13 protein-coding genes and 1 pseudogene are annotated in these 17,076 nt (G+C 36.1%); 5 read left to right on the forward strand and 9 right to left on the reverse strand.

The genetic code is table 11. The annotated features are described in order from the left end of the window. Position 1: 1 nt before the first annotated feature. The 9 genes from trmA to LQU93_RS05995 form a co-directional block, all read right to left on the reverse strand. Positions 2-1,099 (reverse strand): tRNA (uridine(54)-C5)-methyltransferase TrmA, encoded by a 1,098-nt coding sequence (gene trmA, locus LQU93_RS05955; RefSeq protein ID WP_229932971.1) that lies wholly within the window; start codon positions 1,097-1,099, stop codon positions 2-4. Beyond that, on the reverse strand, positions 1,096-2,784 hold the full coding sequence (locus tag LQU93_RS05960; RefSeq protein WP_229932972.1) for a Na+/H+ antiporter NhaC family protein: 1,689 nt from the start codon (positions 2,782-2,784) through the stop codon (positions 1,096-1,098). The genes trmA and LQU93_RS05960 overlap by 4 nt, the downstream gene beginning before the upstream one ends. 68 nt (positions 2,785-2,852) lie before the next feature. After that, positions 2,853-3,599 (reverse strand): SDR family NAD(P)-dependent oxidoreductase, encoded by a 747-nt coding sequence (locus LQU93_RS05965; protein WP_229932973.1) that lies wholly within the window; start codon positions 3,597-3,599, stop codon positions 2,853-2,855. After that, complete coding sequence (locus tag LQU93_RS05970; protein ID WP_229932974.1) at positions 3,589-4,800, reverse strand: ankyrin repeat domain-containing protein; 1,212 nt, start codon at positions 4,798-4,800, stop codon at positions 3,589-3,591. Before LQU93_RS05970 ends, LQU93_RS05965 begins: the two co-directional genes overlap by 11 nt. Before the next feature lie 109 nt (positions 4,801-4,909). Continuing rightward, positions 4,910-7,465, reverse strand: coding sequence for a bifunctional aconitate hydratase 2/2-methylisocitrate dehydratase (locus LQU93_RS05975; protein ID WP_229932975.1), 2,556 nt, complete (start codon positions 7,463-7,465; stop codon positions 4,910-4,912). Positions 7,466-8,149: 684 nt separating this feature from the next. Then, positions 8,150-10,672, reverse strand: coding sequence for a trimethylamine-N-oxide reductase TorA (gene torA / locus LQU93_RS05980; protein ID WP_229932976.1), 2,523 nt, complete (start codon positions 10,670-10,672; stop codon positions 8,150-8,152). Positions 10,673-10,693: 21 nt separating this feature from the next. Then, complete coding sequence (locus tag LQU93_RS05985; protein WP_229932977.1) at positions 10,694-11,044, reverse strand: hypothetical protein; 351 nt, start codon at positions 11,042-11,044, stop codon at positions 10,694-10,696. 76 nt (positions 11,045-11,120) lie between these two features. Further along, positions 11,121-13,664 (reverse strand): molybdopterin-dependent oxidoreductase, encoded by a 2,544-nt coding sequence (locus tag LQU93_RS05990; protein WP_229932978.1) that lies wholly within the window; start codon positions 13,662-13,664, stop codon positions 11,121-11,123. A gap of 265 nt (positions 13,665-13,929) precedes the next feature. Beyond that, positions 13,930-14,496 (reverse strand): cytochrome C, encoded by a 567-nt coding sequence (locus tag LQU93_RS05995; protein WP_229932979.1) that lies wholly within the window; start codon positions 14,494-14,496, stop codon positions 13,930-13,932. Positions 14,497-14,739: 243 nt separating this feature from the next. Here LQU93_RS05995 and LQU93_RS06000 point away from each other — a divergent pair, with 243 nt between their 5' ends. The 5 genes and pseudogenes from LQU93_RS06000 to LQU93_RS10100 all read left to right on the forward strand — a co-directional run. Beyond that, complete coding sequence (locus LQU93_RS06000; RefSeq protein ID WP_229932980.1) at positions 14,740-15,525, forward strand: hypothetical protein; 786 nt, start codon at positions 14,740-14,742, stop codon at positions 15,523-15,525. Between the two features lie 97 nt (positions 15,526-15,622). Then, on the forward strand, positions 15,623-15,973 hold the full coding sequence (locus tag LQU93_RS06005; RefSeq protein ID WP_229932981.1) for a hypothetical protein: 351 nt from the start codon (positions 15,623-15,625) through the stop codon (positions 15,971-15,973). Beyond that, positions 15,940-16,086: a polymorphic toxin type 33 domain-containing protein gene (locus tag LQU93_RS10095; RefSeq protein WP_418884067.1), complete on the forward strand. Its 147-nt coding sequence runs from the start codon at positions 15,940-15,942 to the stop codon at positions 16,084-16,086. The genes LQU93_RS06005 and LQU93_RS10095 overlap by 34 nt, the downstream gene beginning before the upstream one ends. A 155-nt stretch (positions 16,087-16,241) precedes the next feature. Beyond that, positions 16,242-16,472: a hypothetical protein gene (locus LQU93_RS06010; RefSeq protein WP_229932982.1), complete on the forward strand. Its 231-nt coding sequence runs from the start codon at positions 16,242-16,244 to the stop codon at positions 16,470-16,472. A 164-nt stretch (positions 16,473-16,636) separates the two neighbouring features. Then, positions 16,637-16,768: pseudogene (locus tag LQU93_RS10100) on the forward strand (DUF6980 family protein); the annotation flags it as partial. Between the last annotated feature and the right edge of the window lie 308 nt (positions 16,769-17,076).

The following is a 17,076-nucleotide window of genomic DNA, read 5'->3' on the forward strand; positions in this document are numbered from 1 at the left end:
ATTAAAACCTTTTTAGCAAAACACCGCACTCAACATGATGTGTATTTGCAAACTGATCAAATACGCCAAATTTTAAAACTTTATGCGTTTTATTTAAATGCTTTAAATCGCGCTTTAAGCTATCCATACAACAGGATATATAGATGATATTTTCATAATTTTTAATAAACTCAATCACACTTTTGCTAAGTCCAGCACGTGGCGGATCAACTAAAACATGAGTGAAATTATAATCAAAAATGTCTATGTCTTTTAAGCGATTAAACTCTCGCTCTTTATTAAACGCACTCATAAGCTCATCTGCACTCATGCGTAAAAATTTAGTATTACTAACGCCATTTATCTGACAATTTTGCTTAGCGTTTGCGATTGAGCTTTTTGAAATCTCAGTTGCCAAAACTCTATTAAATTTAAAGCTTAAAGGAATGGTAAAGTTTCCATGTCCGCAGTAAAGCTCAAGCAAGTCATCGCTATCGCAAACGCATTCACCAGCCCATGAAATCATCTTTTCATTTATGGCTTTGTTTGGCTGAGTAAATGCTGTTTCGCTAAGTTTTAACTCAAATTTTTTGCCGTTTATATTTAGCTCATCTTTTAAATCAAGCTCATCGCTTAAAATTTTAACCTTACGCGAACGAGCCAAAATTTTAACCTCCAAAGCATCTGCTAAGTTGCGTATATCGTTTAAATAGCTTTCATCAAGCTTTTTGTGATACAAAAGGGTTATTAGTACTTCGCTGCTACTTTGCAAAAATTCAACGCCAAAAAGCTTTTGTTTTAAATTATCATTTTCTGAGATTTTAGACAGTAGCTTAGGCATAATAGTAAAAATTTTATCGCTTACTTTAAGGCACTCATCAATGCATAGCTTGCCACCATGTGCGTGATTCATAGTATAGCTTATCTTGTCGTTATCGTGCCATATGCCAAATTCTGCTCTTGTGCGATAGTGTGTAGAATTTGATGTGAAAAATTCAAACCCTCCATCATAAAACTCACCAAAATTTTCGCTTACAAGATCTAGCTTAAGCTTGACTTGTTCATCGTAGGGCATAAAAAGAGTGCATGAGCCACACTCTTTTAGATGTTTGCAATTCAAATTTTTCTTACCTCAACTTTTTGCCCTATAAAACGCACCAATGCCCAAGTGGCAAAAAGCCCAAGCGGCAAAGCAATCCAAACATTCACACCAAATGCCACAGGCAAATACCCAATGCCTATTGCCACACCACCAACGCTTAGTGCATAAACTATCTGAGTGCGAACGTGATCTATATGCGAACAACCTGCCCCCATAGATGATAGTATGGTTGTATCTGAAATCGGTGAGCAGTGATCTCCAAAAATGGCACCAGTAAGCACGGCAGAGATACTAACAATCATATACGCATGAAGTGCTTCGCCTTCAAGACCGGAACTAACGCCAACAGCATTTGCCAAAGGTATAGCAAGGGGCATGAGTATGCCCATAGTGCCGTAGCTTGTGCCTGTTGAAAATGATATAAAAGAGCCTAGTATAAAAATTGCAGTAGGTAAGATAAACTGCGGAGTAGCATCGCTAAGCAAAGCAACTAAATATCTAGATGTGCCAAGCTCTTTAATAACTGAGCTTAAACTCCACGCAAGTAGCAAGATAACAACTGTGATTATCATCGTTTTCCAGCCTTTTACCCACGTTTCTATAGCCTCTCTAACGCCAAAAATTTTACGCCAAACACCCATCGTAATAGCCACTATCGTAGCAAGTAGTGCTGATTGAAAGAGTGCAACAGATGCATCAGCTGCACCAAATGTCTCGCGAAATGTCTCAAAGCTAAACGGAGCTGCTTTGGCAGCCATTAATGCTTCACCCTCAAGTGAGCTAAGACCGCTAAAATAAAAGCTAACAAATGCACCAATAATTAAAGTAAAAATCGGCACAACGGCGTTTGAGCCTTGTAGTTTTATGCCCTCTTTTGGCTCAAGGGTTTTATCTTCTACATCTTGCATACTCACACGCGATGAATGCACCTCTCCAGCCCTGGCACGACGTTCAGCACTGAGCATAGAGCCAAACTCACGCCCCATAAACACAGTGCAAAGTATAAAAAAGAGCATAAAAATATTATAAAATCTATACGGAATTGTTTCTATAAAAATACTATATGAGTTTATGTTTTCAACGCCAACTAATCCATAGCCGTCTTTAATAAGTGAAATTTCAAGTCCAACCCATGTCGAAATAATGGCTATACCAGCAATCGGTGCAGCTGTGGCATCAATGATAAATGCCAGTTTCTCACGGCTTATTTTAAATTTATCTGTAATAGGCCGCATGATAGGACCTACTATTAAGGCGTTTGCGTAATCGTCAAAAAATATCACAAGTCCCATAAACCAAGTAGATATTTGAGCTCCTATGCCTGTTTTTGCACGTTTGCTAAGCCACAATGCAATCGCTTTTGTTCCGCCCATTTTAGTAACTAACGCAACCACACCGCCGATACATAATACCTGAAGTATAATTCCGGCATTCCAACTATCAGCCATAGAGCCAACCATGCGTTCAACAATACTAACAAAGCCTTTTATAAACGAAACAAAAACGTTGTCATTGATGATATTTATTAAAAATGTTCCACTAAAAACACCTATAAAAAGCGATAAAATAACATCTTTTGTAATAAATGCCAAAACTATTGCTACAACAGGTGGAACAAGCGTCCAAATGCCAAAAATCTCGGCATTTTTGCCGGGATCGGCTAATGATAAAATTGGTATCAAAAAAACCAGCAAAATTCTCATTAAAACTCCTATTTGTTTTTAAAATTTACCTAAATCTATTTATTAGTCATAATGTCTAAGTCATAATTTTAATCTCTTTCGAAATAAAATCCAGCCCAACTTTGCGTAGTAGCCATAACTTCAATTGTATTTATATTCACCGATTTTGGTAAATTTACGCAATTTGAAACGATAGTGGCTATATCTTGTGCGCTTACATACTTAGTGCCTTCATATACAGCATCTGCTTTAGCAGTATCGCCCTTGAAACGGACCTCGCTAAATTCTGTTTTGGCTATGCCTGGAGCGATGTTTGTTACGCGAATATCTAGCCCTTTTAAATCATTTCGCAAATTTAATCCAAACTGATGAACAAATGCCTTTGTTGCACCATACACATTGCCACCAGGATATGGCCACACTCCAGCAACTGATCCGATGTTTATAATGTAGCCACTTTTACGCTCTTTCATTATTGGCAAAATTGCTTTTGTAGCATAAACAACGCCTTTTACGTTTGTATCTATCATTGTCTCAAAATCATCTAAACTAGCGTCAATAATGCCTTCAATACCAAGTGCAAGTCCGGCATTGTTGATTAAAATTTCAATATCTTTAAAATCTTTTGGCAAATTTTTAACTACATCAAAAACAGCTTGTTTGTCTCTTATATCACAGACTGCAATTTGCGTTTGACCTAGCTCGTTGGCTAATTTTTCCAATCTGTCTTTGCGTCTTCCAAGCGCTATGATTTTGTATCCTTCGCTTCTTAATCTCTTGGCTATTGCTAGACCAAAACCAGACGTAGCACCAGTAATAAAAGCACTACCTTTCATTGTATTCTCCTATTTCACGATTTAATCCTAATACTTGCAAAAATTCTAAAACTTCAGTATTGTTGTTTGCCAAAGCGTAATCATATGCATTTAACCCAAGCTCATCAAGCTCATCAACATCTACACCATAATCCAATAAAAGTTGTAAAATTTCGGGTGTTGAGTTTGCACCTGCGTGCATAAAAACACTTCTTTTTGTCCTTTCAAATGCACATAAATTTATATAAAATGGCAGATTTGCCCCTAGTCCTAAAATTGCTGATTTTGAGTGATTGTCTATATATTTTTCGTTTGGATTTGCCCCATTTTCAAGTAAAATTTTAACCAAATTAGCATCTTTTAACTCAACTGCATAAAATAACGCAGTCTTACCAAAACTATTTTTATAATTAACATTAGCACCGCTGTTTATGAGAAATTTTACATTTTTTATATTTTTTAAGGCATAAATTATTGCATTTTCGTCGCCTTCGTTTATACTTGCTCCACGTTTTAAAATTTCTCTTAAAATTTCAGTATCTTTTTCATACAAAAGTGCTGTTTTTAGCAGTGTATTTAGCTCGTATGGATTGTAATCTTTAGAATATAACAACGTCAAAATTTCCTCGACATTGTTTATGTCATTTATCTGTTTTTGTTCATCTGTGATATCAACACTCATCTTGTTTGAGCCAACAGCATGATGAAGTATTTCATAAAGCAAAGCCGTGGCAAAATACCCAGCTTCTACGCTCTCATGCCCTTTTGCTTCGTAAAATTTTGCAAGTGGTGTTTGGACTTTATTAAATGCATTCCAAAATTCTTTAAATTTATTAAAGTTGTAAAACGCATGATGCCCCCAGTAGCGAAAATACGCCCTATCTTTTTGCCTAATTAGATCCATTTCATCAGGGGATTTTAGAGTTTTTGCGTATTCGTATGGTTTATAACTTGCTTGTAAAATTTTAACTCCAAGAGTGGCTAAACTTTTTTGAAATTTAATATTGCCTACACAAGAAATTCTCTCGCTTCTTATCTGTCTGGCTATATCAAACAACTCTTGCATACCATCAACTCTCATTGCAGAGCCATCACACTCAAGTAGATTTATGTTAAAATTTTCAACATCTACACTCATGCCATCTTGTAGTTTTTCGCATGAAATTTCAGCACCATAAACGCCAATTAAGCAACAAAAAATGACGATTAGCGTCTTTTTCATGCATTACCTCCTACAAAATCAGATATTCTAACAAATTTATTACTTATTCTTGCTTAGATTTTGCAAAATTTCAGCAAATTTAAAGTATAAATTTCATGTTATGGTTTCATCATATGCTAAAATTTTCAATTTCATTAAAATTTAAATACCTATAAATATCGCCATTTTTTGTTGAAATTTTATCTCTTACCATATCTTTGTATTCTTGTAAGTTTGGTAGTCGCCCAAGCAAAGCACAAACAGCAGCCAATTCTGCACTTCCAAGATAAACTCTAGCCCCCATTCCCATGCGATTATCAAAATTTCTGGTTGATGTTGAAAAAACTACAGCATTATCAGCAACTCTAGCTTGATTACCCATGCATAGCGAACAGCCAGGTACTTCTATTCTAGCACCACTCGCACCAAATACCGCATAATAACCCTCTTGGATTAATTTATCCTTATCCATCTTAGTTGGCGGCACTACCCAAAGCTGAGTTTTTACCCTGCCATTATTGCGAAGCATCTCGCCTAAGGCTCTATAATGTCCAATGTTTGTCATGCAACTACCCACAAAAACCTCATCAATATTTTTAGGACGATTTGCATCGGATAAAATTTCACTCAAACTAGCCACATCATCAGGATCGTTTGGACAAGCAAGTATAGGCTCTTTAATCTCATTTAAATTTATCTCAATTATCTCATCGTATTTTGCATTTTTGTCGGCTTTAAGCAAAACAGGATTTTCTAGCCACTCTTGCATCTTTTGCTTACGTCTTTGAAGTGTCGTAGCATCGCTATATCCAGCGTCTATCATCGCTTCGATTAAGCTTATGTTTGATTTTATATACTCTATGATTGGCTCTTTATTTAATGCTACAACACAAGCGGCTGCACTTCGCTCAGCACTAGCATCACTTAACTCAAAGGCTTGTTCTACTTTTAAATTTTCAAGCCCTTCTATCTCTAAAATGCGTCCAGCAAATATGTTTTTCTTGCCCTTTTTATCAACGCTTAACAATCCACGCTTTATTGCATAATACGGTATAGCATTTACCAAATCCCTTAAAGTAATGCCCTCTTGCAACTCCCCACTAAATCTAACCAATACACTTGATGGCATATCAAGTGGCATACATCCAAGCACCGCTGCAAACGCCACTAAGCCGCTACCAGCTGGGAAACTAATGCCAATAGGAAAACGCGTATGGCTATCTCCTCCTGTGCCTACTGTATCTGGCAACACAAATCTATTTAGCCAAGAGTGTATCACGCCATCTCCTGGACGCAAACTAACTCCACCACGTGTGCTAATAAAACTAGGCAAATTTTTGTGCAAAAGCACATCACTTGGTTTTGGATAGGCTGCTGTGTGACAAAAGCTTTGAAGCACAAAATCCGCACCAAAGTTAAGCGAGGCTAGTTCTTTTATCTCGTCTCTAGTCATAGGTCCAGTTGTATCTTGTGAGCCAACTGTAAGCACAACGGGTTCGCAATACTCTTTTGCTCTAACGCCATCTTTGCCGCACGCCTTGCCTACGATTTTTTGAGCTAAAGTGTAGCCATAATCATGTATTTTTTCATCATCTGTGTTTGAAATTTCGCTAAAAACCCCACTTACTTCATCAATGCCTAAAGCCAAAGCCGCCTTTTTGCTTAAGCTTTTACCTATAATTAAAGCGGTTCTGCCACCAGCTCTTATCTCATCGCTTAGAGTGCTTGGTGTTAGTTTAAATTTAGCAACAACTTTTGAGTTTTTTAAAATTTCGCCCTTAAATGGCAAAATTTCTATCTCATCGCCCATATTTAAATCGCTTACATCAGCAACAATCGGCAACGCTCCACTATCTTGAGCCGTATTGAAAAATATTGGTGCTATTGTTGTGCCTATGACGATACCGCCTGTTTTTTTATTTGGCACACCATCAATATCGCAACCAAAATGCCACTGGATAGAATTTATACCGCTTTTTCGACTAGAACCAGTGCCGACCACATCACCAACATAGGCAATTTGCATACCGCGAGTTTTAAGACTAGCAATATCATTTAAAGCGTTTAGTTGGCGATTTTTAAGCATGGCATTTGCATGTAGCGGAATGTCTGAGCGAGTAAATGCCTCGCTAGCAGGGCTTAAATCATCTGTATTTGTTTCACCATTTACTTTAAAAACAACTGCTTTTATACTCTGTTTTAGTGGTTCTTTGTTTATAAACCACTCGGCTTTTGCCCATGAATGCAAAATCTCTAAAGCATACTTATTCGTCTTTGATAAAGTCAAAATTTCATCAAAATAGCCATGGACGAATATTATATTTTTAAGGGCATTACAGGCCAATTGTGCTATATTTTCATTGCTGTGACTTAATGTTTTAACTAAAACCATCACATTGTATCCACCAAGCATTTTTGATAGCATTTTAATAGCCATTTCTTTGCTGATGCCTGAAATTTCAAGATTATTATTAATAATCTCATCTAAAAAATCAGCCTTTATCTTAGCCGCACTATCAACACCCGGTAAAACACGGTTTAAAAGCAAATTAACTAAATAATCATCACCGCCATTTTTAAGCAACTCTATGACCTGAGTAACTTGCTTTTCATTAAGTGCAAGTGGTGGTATGCCAAGCTTAGCACGTTCATCTATATGCGTTTTGTATGCACTTAAAAAATCCATATTCGTCCTTTTTTTGATTTTTTATATTATAAGATTACAAGCTTAAAATGGGGCTGTGTTAGATTTGTAATTTTTAAATCTAACTGTTTTTGAAAATTTTAGTGTATGATTTTAACCATAAAGCCAATTAAAGTTTTTAGTTATGATTTTACTATACTCTTAAAGGCGTAGATAAACTAAGTTCTTCATAGGGATAGCGACTTAAGCTATCATCTTGTAACGAGTAAGGCGAAGTTAAAAACCACCCTCTCCAAAACACACCCATCATTTAAGAATTTCCAAAATAAATTTAAAGCATTTTAAGGTATGTTTGTATTTTGATATATCTTAGGTTTTTAAGTAGCCGCTTCATTGCAAATAAAGGTCTTGATTTTGGACGCATAGGTGATGAAAATTAATAAAATTTTAAGAAGTGATGCAAAACTTGTGCTTTGTAAGAAAAATATTTAAGAAGTTAGGATTTTGGTAGCAACTTGGTATATTATTAAAGGCAACAAGTGTGCTAAGGCAAAAATCATTAAACTAAGCAAGAATTCTTGTAAGTAGCAAGATTAAATTGTGTTTAAAATTAGCTTAATTTTCTTGGCTCTTTAAATTTAAAAATCTTACTTGATTGGTTTATTTTGTATTTTATTGTGGCTTAAATAAATTTTGCCCCACTTTAGCAGGGCAAAATATAGTTTATTAAGCAAATTTTGGATCTTTAAACGCCGTTAATTCAGGGGCTGTGCCTTTGAATTTTTCAACATTTACAAGGTTTGAGTGGCATATTGGAGCATTTGCTAATTTTGATGATGGGATGTCATTTACTAGCACGTTTGCCGCTCCATTTTTACATAGTCCATTTGCATCTGGATCATACCAAACACCCTCGCAAAGTCGCACAACGCCACGAGAGATATTTTTAGTCACGACCGCACCTGCTAAAATTTCACCCCTTTTGTTAAACACACGCACCAAGTCGCCGTTTTTAATGCCCTTTGCCTTCGCATCGGCTTCATTTATCCAGATAGGCTCACGTCCTGCTACAGCGTATTTATCACGCAAGGCGGTGTTGGAAAGCTGTGAGTGCAAACGATACTCTGGATGCGGATTTATTAGGTGAAATTCAGCCGCTTTTGTTTTCATACCAAGCCACTCAGCTGGTTCAAACCACATCGCATGTCCTTGGCAATCATCATAGCCCATTTTATCGATAGTTTCTGAGAAAATTTCTATTAGTCCTGACGGGGTGCCAAGTGGATTTAAGATAGGATCTTCTCTAAACTCAGCGTGTCTTACCCACGCTTCGCTTTCCATCGTAGGAGCAAACGTATATGGTTTATTCTCAGCCCAAAACTCATCAAATTCCTTCATCTCATGATAAAAATCAGGTATATTTTTAACCTGCTCTAAGGCTGTGTTGTAAAAGCTCTTTATCCAGTCAAACTCATCTTTGCCGTTATCGCTGTAAGCTAAAACCAAGTCTTTTGCGTAAGCTTTTGATAGATCGGCAAAGACTTGATAGTCATCTTTTGCTTCGTAAAATTTCTCAACAACCTGCTTCATTGGCACGATATGCATATTTGAGTAATCCCCACTCATCGTAATGTCGTTTCGCTCATAAGGCGTTGTGATAGGAAATACGATATCTGCCATTTTTGCACTTGCAGTCCAGTACTGCTCGTTTATGACGACTGTTCTTGCCTTTTGCCATGCACGAGTTAGCTTGTTTAGATCTTGATGGTGTGAGAATGGATTGCCACCTGCCCAGTAGATAAAATCAATATCCGGATATGTTATCTTTTTGCCGTTGTGATCGATTACTTTGCCTGGATTTAGCAATGCATCGGCGATACGTGCTACTGGTATAGCATATGACGGCTCATCTTTTGCCACGATACCTTCGCCCTCGACATATTTGCCATTTACTATCTTGCCAGTTGCAGTGCCGATAAATTCGCCCTTATCGTTAAATCTACCAGTGCTTCCGCGACTAACTCCTGGTAAAACTGCACCCTTGCAAGTTGGAGCACCGCCATTTGCATAATGGAAACTAAAGCCTATACCGCCACCAGCCAAACCAATCTGACCAATCATTGAAGCAAGTGTAGTTATCATCCAGTATGGTTGCTCTCCGTGGTGAGCACGTTGCATCGCCCATCCACACATTATTTGTGTGCGATTTGATACGAAAGTATCAGCTAGTTCTTTGATGGTTTTTGCATCAATTCCACAAATTTTAGCAGCCCACTCTGGTGTTTTTGGAGTTTTATCTGTTTCGCCAAGTAAATATGGCACAAATTTATCAAATCCAGTTGTATAAGTTTCAATAAATTCTTTATCGTATTTTTTGCTGACGTAAAGATAGTGTGCCATGCCAAGCATCATAGCTACGTCTGTGTTTGGACGTGGAGCAATCCAAGTTGCACCATCGCCAAAAAACTGAGCTGTATAGCTTTTTACTGGATCGATTATGATGATTTTTTTGTCTTTTAACTCTTTTAATTTTTCAAAATACATAAGCCCTTGATCGTCGTTTGTAGTGTATGAAACACGAAGTGTTGCGATAGGATCAGCCCCCCAAATAACAATAACTTTTGAATTTTCAAACACAACTGGATAGCTAGTTTGTTGCTCATAAACTTCAAGGCTTCCTAAAACGTGTGGCATGATGATTTGTCCAGCACCAGTTGAGTAATCCCCTAGTGAGCCAATAAAGCCACCACTTAGCTCCATAAAACGATGCAACCATGCCGATGAGTTGTGCATATTTCCAGCACTTTTCCATCCTTGAGCCGCTGCAAATACGCCCCCAGAACCTTTTTGTTCTCTTGTTTTTTTAAGCTCTTTGGCGACTAGTTTTATCGCATCTTCATAGCTTACTCTTACCCACTCATCAACGCCTCTAAGCTCTGGCTTTGGACTGTCTGGATTTTCAAGATAGCTTTTGCGAACCATTGGGTATTTTATGCGTGAGTTATAGACCATATCGCCAGTGAAATTTAAAAGCACATTTGGCTCTTTTGTGAAATTTAAATGGCGTTTTGAGCCAGTAATCTTGCCATCTTTAACCTCGACATCCATGATGCCCCAGTGGGCTGCAGTCGTTACAACGCCATCTTTTACCAAGCCCTTTTTTGCGTTATCGGCTAGTAAATTTGTAGCACTTACACTTGAAAGCAGTGGCAAACTAGCCATGCCTTTTAGAAAATTTCGTCTTTTCATATTTTCTCCCTTTTAAATTTATTAAAATAGTTCGTGTGTTGTATTTTGCGTTCGTTTTGTGAGCTTAAAAAGCTCTAAAAGTTCATTTTTATCTGATATTATAGCTTTTGCTATGTTTAAAATTTCATCAATACTTATCTTATTTATATCTCTATCTGGATTTTCATTTAAGAATTTTGATAAAAGCATAAAACCGCTTAAATTATGACTAACTTGCGGATTGTTTGCTATGATTTGATTAAAGGTATCATCACAAAATCCAAGCAAACTCATCATGGTGCCTTTAAGGCTGTAGTTTTTATCGTTTAAGTCATTATTTTGACTTACAATATCGTCTAAAACGTCCAAGTTTTTAACTAAAATTCTTTCCATTTCACCTCCTTAATTTAGCAAATTATAGTCAAAATTAAGGTGAAATTTTGCCATTTAAGACAAATTTCACACTATATTATTTACTAAATTTTGGCTCTTTAAATGCCATTACTTCAGGGGCTTTACCCTTAAATTTCTCGATATTTACAAGTGCTGTATGGCTGATGTTGCCATTTGCAAGTTTGCTTGTTGGGATATCGATAGTAAGCACGTTTGGTGAGCCGTTTTTGCAAATTCCACTATCAAAGCCGTCATACCACGCACCCTCAGCTAGTTTTACAACGCCTTGCAAAATGTTATCAGTTACTTTTGCACCAGCTAAAACCTCACCCCTTGCGTTAAACACACGCACTAAATCGCCACTCTTAATACCCTTTTCTTTAGCGTCTTTTGTGTTTATCCAGATAGGCTCACGATCAGCCACAGCGTATTTATCACGAAGGTTAGTGTGATTTTGCTGTGAGTGAAGACGATCGGTTGGGTGAGCTGAGATCATATGAAACTGGGCTGGTTTGTTTTTCATGCCAAGCCACTCAATCGGCTCAAACCACATAGGGTGTGCCTTGCAGTCATCATAGCCCATCTTCTCAATCGTTTCAGAGTAAATTTCAATCAGTCCTGACGGGGTGCCAAGTGCGTTTAGCACAGGATCTTCTCTAAACTCACCGTATCTTACCCACTCATCGCTTTCAGGAGTTGAGCTAAATGTCACAGGCTTATTCTCAGCCCAAAACTCATCAAATTCCTTCATCTCATGGTAAAAATCAGGCACAGCTTTTATTTGCTCAAGTGTAGCGTTGTAATACTCTTTTATCCAGTCAAACTCGCTCTTGCCGTTTTCGGTATAAGCTAAGGCTAAATTTTTCGCATACGCCTTACTAAGGTCTGTAAAAATTTGATAGTCATCTTTTGCTTCGTAAAACTTCTCAACAACCTGCTTCATAGGCACGATATGCATATTTGAGTAATCCCCAGTCATTGTCATATCGTTTCTCTCATAAGATGTCGTTGTAGGAAAAACGATATCTGCCATTTTCGCTGTTGGCGTCCAGTATGGCTCATTTACAACGACAGTGCGAGGCTTTCTCCACGCTTTTAAATTTGTATTTGTATCTTGGTGGTGAGTTAGCGGATTGCCACCTACCCAGTAGATAAAGTCGATGTCTGGATAAGTTATTTTTTTGCCGTTGTGATCGATTACTTTGCCTGGATTTAGCAATGCATCGGCGATACGTGCGACAGGGAAGGCAAACTCAGTCGTTTTTATAAGCCACGCAGGGACATCCTCTCCAGCTGCTACGGCTTTTTTCACAAATTTACCATCTTTTATCTCGCTATCGCTTGTGCCTACAAACTCGCCTTTGTCGTTAAATATACCAACACTAGCCGCATTTACGCCACCTATTACGCCACCTTTGCAAGTAGGTGCTCCGCCGTTTGAGTAGTGATAGCTAAGTCCAAAGCCACCACCAGCTAGACCAATCTGACCTAGCATAGAAGCTAGAGTTACTAGCATCCAGTGAGGCTGTTCGCCGTGATGGGCTCTTTGCATACCCCAGCCAGACATTAACATAGTGCGATTTGATACGAATGTATCTGCTAGTTCTTTGATAGTTTTTGCATCAATTCCACAAATTTTAGCAGCCCACTCTGGTGTTTTTGGAGTTTTATCTGTTTCGCCAAGTAAATATGGCACAAATTTATCAAATCCAGTTGTATATGTTTCAATAAATTCCTTATCGTATTTTTTGCTTGCGTAAAGATAGTGTGCCATGCCAAGCATCATAGCTACATCGGTGTTTGGGCGTGGTGCTATCCAAGTTGCATGATCAAAATACTCGCCAGTTTCAGTTTTTAGTGGATCAATGATGATGATCTTGATGTCTTTGCGTTTTTTAAGCTCTTCAAAATACTTAAATCCTTGTTCGTCCGTGCTTGTCCATGCTATGCGAAGTGTGGCTAACGGGTTCATGCCCCACATAACGATTACTTTTGAGTTTTCAAGCACGACAGGCCAACTGGTTTGTTGCTCATAAACCTCGATGCTTCCTACGACGTGAGGCATGATGACTTGTGAAGCACCGGTTGAGTAATCACCCAAATCGCCCACAAAGCCACCGCTTAAGTTCATAAAGCGTTGAAGTAAAATTCTGCTATTATGCACGTTTCCGCTTGATTTCCAGCCATAGCTTCCTGCAAAAACGCTTTGATTACCATTTTGCTCTCTTGTTTTTTTAAGCTCTTTGGCGACTAGCTTTATCGCATATTCATAGCTTACCCTTACCCACTCATCAACGCCTCTAAGTTCTGGCTTTGGACTGTCTGGATTTTCAAGATAGCTTTTGCGAACCATTGGGTATTTTATGCGTGAGTTATAGACCATATCAGCGGTATTATACTGAAGAGCGTTATAAATTTCGCTCGTTTTTTGATATGGCTGTGAGCCTGTTATCTTGCCGTCTTTTACGCTTACTTTTAGCATACCCCAGTGAGCTGCGGTTAGCACTTCGCCGTTTTTAACAAGTGCTGTTTTTGCCTTATCAGCAAAAAGATTTGTCGCTGTTACACTTGAAAGCAGTGGCAAGCTAGCCATTCCTTTTAGGATCGTTCGTCTTTGCATTTTTTCTCCCTTGGTTTAAAAATTGCGGATTTTAATCTCCTGATTGAAATTAAAGCTAAGTTAAGCAGTTTAAAATTTTAAGTAAAGATGAGATGTAAAACCCATCTAGCAACTAAAATCCAAACTAACAAAATAACAAATGCCTTAAAACTCACTTGACTATTGTATTTTTAGATATCTTTGCGTGGTTTTATAAAATTTCAACAAAAACCAAACGGTGAGTCGAAATTTTATAAACTTTGCAAAGATAGACAAAATACAAAGTCTATTTAACGTCTGATGAGTGTTTTTGTAGATACTGAGTTACTAGCCACTCATCTTCTTTTTGTATAGCTGTTCTGCTTAGCATAGACTTAAACAGACTTGGCCACTGATTAGCTTTGTAGTGGTTTTCATCGTGTAATTTATGACACACTCCACAACTATCAGCATACATAGTCTTCGCTTTAGTAAATAGCGACTTTAGATCTTTTGTAAAGCCATCATTTTGGGCATAAAGTATCGTCTCAACTTCGTCCCATTTACCATTTTCACCCTTTTTGATAAGCTTTATGTCTGGAGTAGCAGTTTTGGCAAATGCCACAGCTATAACGCGTTCACTTGAGTGGTAATAAATCACATTTGGCGAAGCTGGATTTTGATATCCTTTGACTAAAATTTTAGCCCTATTTCCCTCAACGCCAACTATCTCAACGCCATTTGTCGGTAGCAATCTACCAACTGACTTATCTGTATTAGCGTCCAAAAACACAGGCTTTACAACGCCACTATAAACTAGCTCACCGCCAAAAAGCGAACAGGCAAGCACAGCTGAAAATAATATTTTTTTCATTCATACTCCTTATAAATTTTGATAATTATACTTAAAAAAAGTAATTAAAATATAAATTTATAAAACTTATGTAAAATTTGCATTATCATTTGGATGCAATTTTAGGTATTTATTGTTAAATAAGTACGCAAACCAAATCATTTGTGTGTTTATAAATATTAAAAACCAATACATTTTTCACCATCTTTTATAAATTTTTTCTAAATCTAATGTTATAATAAGCAAAAAACCAACAGGGCTGTAATGCTTTTTGTAAAACAATTTATATCTATATTTATCACACTTTCTTTGATAGTTCAAACCTGCCCTGCAAACTCATCTACATTTACCACCTCAAATGTAAATATAAACAATGCTTATAATATAGCTAAAAATTTAGATAGCTCATATCTAAATAAAAATGACACTATAAACATAATAGATAAAGGACTAAATGATAGCTCTAACTATACAAACATAATAGCAAACACCATAAACATAGCCTCAAACATACACGCAAATAATCTATCTTTAAAAGCAGACGCAAACAATGATAAAAACATAGTAGCCATAGATAGCTCATCTCTTGGTGGAATGTATGCTAATAAGATAAATCTAATAGCTACTAATGACGGAGTAGGTGTAAATAACAAAGGCATAATCCTAGCTACAAACATAAAGATAAATGCTAGTGGGGATATAATAAATAGTGGAAAGATAAAATCTAATGCAACAACCAAAATAAAAGCAGATAGGTTTATAAATAAAGATAATTTGCAAAAGACCGAAATTAACTCATATTACGCAGTTTTAAAGGCAAATGAGATTATTAATTACGGAATTTTTAATTTTAAATTTCTAGAAGTTTACAGTGATAAATTCATAAACAACAGCTCAAATCTAAATCTTGCAAATGCAGTAATTTACTCAAATGATTTTATACTTAAAAATGCAAAATTAAATGTAATAGATAATATGGTGTTAATTTCTCCAAACATAAGGCTAAAAAACGCCAATCTAAACATTAAATCAGCTCATATATTTGTATGAACCTTGAATAAATACATATAACGATAATGAGCTGTTAATTAAAAACCTAAACTACTTTAATAGTCTAGACGTAAAAAATAGTGACAACAACCCCGTTATGGTAGCCGTAGCTAAACGTGTAGCATTTCAGGCTGTAAAAAACAAAGTTATAAAAGATATAACACCAAAACTCTTAAAACACTTAGAAAAGACTATGAAATTAAAATGTACTTCTTGTCATAAAAATATAAGTGATAACTTTATAGAAAAGATATTTGATAATTCACATAATGGTAAAAGTCTAGTTGATACCCTCATTCCAAAAAGCTTTCAGGAGGTAACACTAAGTGAAGTGGTAGTTTATGGGGAAGACATATCAAAAAATATTGTTTATAGCAAAGATGATAAAAAGCTATCTAGCGGTGAAATAAGTAAATTAAAAAAGGTGGCGTTGACCCACACGACTTAAAACCGCATTCGGATTATGATTTATATAAGGATAAAAAAGGAAATATTGTTATAAAATTGAAAAATGGCAAAGGACAGGGCGAATACACTGGATATAACATAAATGATTTTTAAGGAAAAAATGGTGTGCAAAAATGAGATATTTATTATTTTAAGGGCTACTTCTGATAAAGAGATAGATATAAAAGATATTAACCTTAGTAAAATTTGGAAAAAGGGAGATAATAAACTGCCAAATAATAATGTCTTAAAACATCATAATTTTGGATTTGAGATATCAAAAAAAATATTATAATAAGCTAGATGTTCAAGAATTGCTAAATGGCTTTTTTAACGATAGGGATGTTAAAATTTTTACTAAATTAGACTTTGTTCATAAGGTTTTACTAATCGCAGTATATAGCTGGGATATGTTGCCAACACTTAACTATAATAGTAAGTTTTTAAAATTTATAGGAGAACATGATATAAAACTGTCGCATGACTTATACATTTTATGAAAAATAGTAATTTGAAATTTGTGTATTTTTAACACCAGTACAATAATTATAAACCCAAATAGCCATTAAAAGGAAGAAAAACTAATGATTAAGATAAAGCACTGTTGCTCAAAAATGAGACGAGCATTAAGGCTTAATTGTAGTATTTATAAAATAAATATCAGTGTCCAAATGTTCTTATATCATATTCTCCTAAATTTGATGAATACGGAATTATTATTCACGATGGCGGAGAAAGTCAAGTTATGATAAAATTTTGTCCATTTTGTGGAGCAAAGTTGCCATTGTCTAAGTGAAATAGATGGTTTAATACAATGGAAAGATTGAGGGTAAATATACATAATGATAAAATTCCTAAAATTTGTTATTTTTTAAGTCAATAAAAAATAAATAAACATTATAATCTAAATGATAAGTTAAAAATATAAAAAGGTCTTTAATGACACCAATGTTTGCTAAAAAGATGCTATCTTGCATGATTAGCATATCATTAATAGTTCAAACCTCCCTTGCAAACATCATCCCAGACCCATCTGCAGCTAAATCAAACCAACCAGTTATATTAAAAGCTAAAAATGAAGCTTTAATAGTAAATATAGTAACT

Source organism: Campylobacter majalis (genome assembly GCF_905120465.1).
Taxonomy (GTDB): domain Bacteria; phylum Campylobacterota; class Campylobacteria; order Campylobacterales; family Campylobacteraceae; genus Campylobacter_A; species Campylobacter_A majalis.